The organism is Ilyobacter sp. (assembly GCF_041583315.1).
Taxonomy (GTDB): Bacteria; Fusobacteriota; Fusobacteriia; order Fusobacteriales; family Fusobacteriaceae; genus Ilyobacter.
In genome coordinates this window covers 1-4519 of sequence record NZ_JBFHGC010000213.1, presented here as the reverse complement: position 1 = coordinate 4519, position 4519 = coordinate 1, and the positions used below count along the sequence as shown (strand labels likewise).

The 4519-nt window shown below is 36.7% G+C and carries 4 protein-coding genes; all 4 read right to left on the bottom strand.

Features of this window, described 5'->3' with window-relative positions; all coding sequences use genetic code 11:
• Positions 1–472: 472 nt before the first annotated feature.
• From rsmD to prfA, 4 genes are read right to left on the bottom strand one after another with little or no spacing between them, the layout of a single operon-like run.
• Entirely contained in the window at positions 473–1021 is a 549-nt protein-coding gene (gene rsmD / locus ABZA26_RS08440; protein WP_372714083.1) for a 16S rRNA (guanine(966)-N(2))-methyltransferase RsmD, read from the bottom strand.
• Between the two features lie 10 nt (positions 1022–1031).
• Positions 1032–2063 (bottom strand): tRNA preQ1(34) S-adenosylmethionine ribosyltransferase-isomerase QueA, encoded by a 1032-nt coding sequence (queA, locus tag ABZA26_RS08435; RefSeq protein ID WP_372714082.1) that lies wholly within the window; start codon positions 2061–2063, stop codon positions 1032–1034.
• Positions 2064–2073: 10 nt separating this feature from the next.
• Complete coding sequence (gene prmC / locus ABZA26_RS08430; protein ID WP_372714081.1) at positions 2074–3204, bottom strand: peptide chain release factor N(5)-glutamine methyltransferase; 1131 nt, start codon at positions 3202–3204, stop codon at positions 2074–2076.
• On the bottom strand, positions 3204–4277 hold the full coding sequence (prfA, locus tag ABZA26_RS08425; protein ID WP_372714080.1) for a peptide chain release factor 1: 1074 nt from the start codon (positions 4275–4277) through the stop codon (positions 3204–3206). The genes prmC and prfA overlap by 1 nt, the downstream gene beginning before the upstream one ends.
• Positions 4278–4519 lie beyond the last annotated feature (242 nt).

The following is a 4519-nucleotide window of genomic DNA, read 5'->3' as shown; positions in this document are numbered from 1 at the left end:
TCACTTTTCCTTGATGAAAAGTAACCAAAAATCAAGCCTTGTCTTGTCCAAGCTAAAATCTAATCAATTTTACTAAAAATACAAAACTCGCTACGCTCAGACATTGTATTTTCTTAACGTAAAATTAATTAGATTTCTTAACGCTCGTCCTGCGAATAGGCACTTCAAGATCTTTAGAAGATATTAAAGATTCTAAAGATTTTAAAAAGCATTTAAATATTCTAATCTTTAAGTGGCATTGACAAAATCAGCGTTAAGAATAACCGCAGTAAAATCCTTAGAAAAAATCGACTGTTTGAGCGCAGCGAGTTTCGAGTTTTTCTTGGATTTTCAAGGTTATTTAGCTGATTTTTCACAGCCTTGACCTTTTGGTTACTTTTCTGTCAAGAGAAAAGTAACAGAGTCTAGAGAAATTCAATAATTTCATCACAAAAAATTTAAAAGCCGCCTGAAATAAACAGGCGGCAGATTATTATTTTGTATAAAAAGTAAGAGTTTTCTTCCCGTAGCTTTTTTCATCTACTTTTTTGTATTCTCCTATCTCTTGATCCAGTCTCTCATGAAGGTGGTGCTCACATATGATGAGACCTCCCTCAGCCAATATATTATTCTTTTGTATTGACTTCATAACCTCTGTACAGACATTTTCTTTATATGGAGGGTCCATGAAGATGATGTCAAACTTTTCATTTTTTCTCCCCAAAATCTCCACTGCTCTGGAAACTTCATTTTTATAGGCTCTGCATTTGCTTTCAAATCCAAGGCTGTTTACGTTTTCTATTATTATTTTAAGGGCTTCCTGATCCTTTTCTATCATTACGGCTCTCTTTGCTCCTCTGCTTATTGCCTCTAGAGCTATATTCCCTGTCCCGCTGAAAAGATCTAGGATGTTGCAGTCCTCTATATAGGGCTGTAGTTTTGAAAACAAGGCCTCTTTAACTCTGTCCAAAGTAGGTCTTGTCTCTGTCCCTTTTCTGCATTTTATACTTTTGTTTTTAGCTGTTCCGGCTATTATTCTCATGGCTCACCTCCTAATAAATAAACATTGCATCTCCAAAACTGAAAAAATGATATTTCTCTCTCACTGCTTCTCTGTAGACATCCATAATCAGCTCCCTGCTTGAAAATGCTGATACAAGCATCAAAAGAGTTGATTTCGGAAGATGGAAATTTGTTATCAAGGCATCTACAACCTTAAACTTGTAACCTGGATATATAAATATATCTGTCGATCCTTTGCCGGCCACGAGCCTTCCATTTTCATCTACTGATGACTCTAAGGTACGTATAGAGGTTGTCCCCACAGCTATGACCCTTCTGCCTTCCTCTTTCGCTTTGTTTATTGTCTCCACAGCTTTTTCTGGAACCTCATAAGTTTCCTCGTGCATCTTATGGTCTAGCACATCTTCTGTCTGTACAGGTCTGAAGGTCCCCAATCCAACTTCTAAAAATAGATCTACGATCTCCACACCTTTCTCTTTTATCTTCTCCAAAAGAGCTTCTGTAAAATGAAGTCCTGCTGTAGGAGCAGCCACTGACTCTCCCTTTATGGCATAAACCGTCTGATATCTGTCTTTTTCAGAGAGCTTTTCACTTATATAGGGAGGAAGAGGCATCTGACCCAATTTATCAAGTATCTCTTCAAAAACTCCATCATAGGAAAATCTGAGTATTCTGTTTCCGTCTTCTTTTATCTCTTCGAGTTCTGCTACCAGCTCATTATTTTCACCGATAAGCACTTTCTGACCTATTTTCAGCCTTTTTGCATTTCCGATAAGGCACTCCCAGGTATTTATATCCTGCCTTTTGAGAAGAAAAACTTCAAGGATAGCTCCCGTTTCTTTTCTACCCATAAGTCTTGCAGGTATAACCCTGGTGGAATTCCTTACAAGGACATCCCCACTTTTCAGGGAGTCTATTATATTATAAAATCTTTTATGCTCTATATCTCCAGTTTTTTTGTTTACCAGCATCAGCCTCGAGTGATCTCGAGGTTCTGCCGGAGTTTGTCCTATAAGTTCTTCTGGAAGATTATAATCATAATCAGACAATCTTGTGGACATAATTTTCTCCTTACTTCTTTTTTCCTATTACGATTCTTTCTATCTGATGATAATCTCTCATAATTACCACATTTTCAAATTTATTTTCTTCCATCATATCTTTTACCTTTTGAGCCTGGTCATGTCCTACTTCAAAAGCTAGAACGCCGCCACTCTTGAGGTAATTTCCAGCCTCTCTGCTTATGAGTTTATAAAAATAAAAACCTTCATCCTCTGCTGTGAGAGCCAGTTTTGGTTCATATTTTTTCACCTCTTGCATGAGATCTCTGTATTCTCTCTCAGGTATGTAAGGCGGGTTAGAAACAATCATATCGAAAGCCTTATAATTGACATTCTGAAAAACATTAGATTTGATAAATTTCACATTTTTAGCCTGGTTCAGTTCTTTATTATTATTTGCTACATCCAGGGCTTCCTCACTGATATCAACACCTAGAACTTTTGCCTCTGGTATTTCTTTGCCCAAGGTTACAGATATTGCACCGCTTCCTACCCCTATATCGAGAATAAAGGGCGTCTTCACCTCTGACATCTCTTTTATGCACTGCTCCACAAGAAGTTCTGTCTCGGGTCTTGGTATCAGCACTCTTTCATCGACTTTGAATTTGTAACCAAAAAATTCCTCTTCACCTAAAATATACTGGAGAGGTTTTTTGTCCTTTGCTCTTTTTATTATCATCTCTTTAATGAGCTTCTTTTCTTCCTCAGTTATTTTTCTTGTGAAGTCCAGAGTCAGAGTCAGCCTATTTGTTTTCAAAACGTGAGAAAATATATACTCTGCTTCCAGTTTTGGATTTTCTATTCCGTTATTCTCTATGTACTCTATTGACTGAGAGAGTATCTGTAGATTCTCTTTTCTATGATTTTCTTTCTCAGTGACTATATCGTGAATATTCTTATTTTCCAGTTTTTCAAGAATTTCCTCAAAATCTTTTCTGTTTCTCGCCATCTCTTTTAAAAAATTTTTTACCTGGACTTTTTCTTCCTCACTCAGATCTCTGTCAAAATATGCATAAAGACTTATCCTGTCAAGTTTCAATACGTGTGCGACCACTTTTTCTGCCTGAAGCCGGGGTTTTGAAAAGGAGTATTTTTTCAAATACTCCTCACTAAATTTAAGTATATTAATTAACTTTTCCATTATCCTGCTAGATTTGTAAGCATATCTGCTTGGTCAAACGTGATAAGGGCATCTATCATTTCAGTCAATTCCCCGTCTAAAAAGGCTTCTAGCTTATGAAGTGTCAGTTTTATTCTGTGGTCTGTTATTCTTCCTTGAGGATAGTTATAAGTCCTTATTTTTTCAGATCTGGCTCCTGTTCCTACCTGAAGCTTTCTAGTACTTTCCACTTCAGATCTCTGCTTTTCAATCTCTATTTCAAATAGTTTGGTTGCAAGTACTTTCATTGCTTTTTCTCTATTTTTCAGTTGAGATCTCTCATCTTGACACTCCACTATAACTCCACTGGGAAGATGTGTTATTCTTACTGCCGAGTCAGTTGTATTTACGTGCTGTCCCCCGGCACCTGATGATCTGAATGTATCAATTTTAAGATCTGCTGGCTTTATTTCTACCTGTTCTACGTCATCTATTTCAGGTAAAACTGCCACAGTAGCAGTTGATGTATGTATTCTTCCAGAAGATTCAGTCTCAGGTACTCTCTGTACCCTGTGTACTCCGGACTCAAATTTAAGTTTAGAATAGGCTCCCTGTCCTTGGATTGAGAAAATTATCTCTTTCAATCCCCCTACTCCTACCTCACTCTTACTCATTATCTCTGTTTTCCATTTGTTTCTCTCTGCATATCTGCAGTACATTCTGTAAAGGTTCCCTGCAAATAGAGCCGCCTCATCTCCACCTGTTCCACCTCTGATCTCTATGATAACATTCTTATCATCATTGGGGTCTCTAGGTAAAAGAAGTATTCTGAGTTCCTGCTCTAATCCCGGAAGAATTTCCTCTATATCTCTCATCTCTTCCAGAAGCATCTCTTTCATCTCGTGGTCTTTCTCCACCTTTAGGCTATCTTTTGTAAATTCAAGATCATCAGAGTACCTTTTGTACTCTTTGTATTTTTCCACAACTGGTGTAATTTCATTAAGTGCTTTATTATACTCTATCATTTTTTTGGGATCTTTTGCAACCTCACTACTTCCTAGTAGTTCCATAAGTTCCTCATGTTTTTTTACTACTTCATCAAGCTTTCCAAACATGCTTTCTCATTCCTTTCGTCTCTTTTACTCTAACTTAGAAAGTATATCACACTATGAAATAAAAATCAATTTGGCAATCTCACCTTGGATTTTTATTCTAATAAAAAAAACAAAGGAATCGCTCCTTTGTTTTTTTTATGGGTTTTCAATCTTTTTTTTTACTTTTTTTTCTTACTTTCTTCTATTCTTTTTACTGCCAGAGCTCTAGCCTTACTATATTCCTCTTGGTTTATGTATTTCCT

Coding starts and splice junctions, on each gene's coding strand:
- rsmD (WP_372714083.1), bottom strand. CDS start 1,021: ATGAGAATAATAGCCGGAACAGCTAAAAACAAAAGTATAAAATGCAGA.
- queA (WP_372714082.1), bottom strand. CDS start 2,063: ATGTCCACAAGATTGTCTGATTATGATTATAATCTTCCAGAAGAACTT.
- prmC (WP_372714081.1), bottom strand. CDS start 3,204: ATGGAAAAGTTAATTAATATACTTAAATTTAGTGAGGAGTATTTGAAA.
- prfA (WP_372714080.1), bottom strand. CDS start 4,277: ATGTTTGGAAAGCTTGATGAAGTAGTAAAAAAACATGAGGAACTTATG.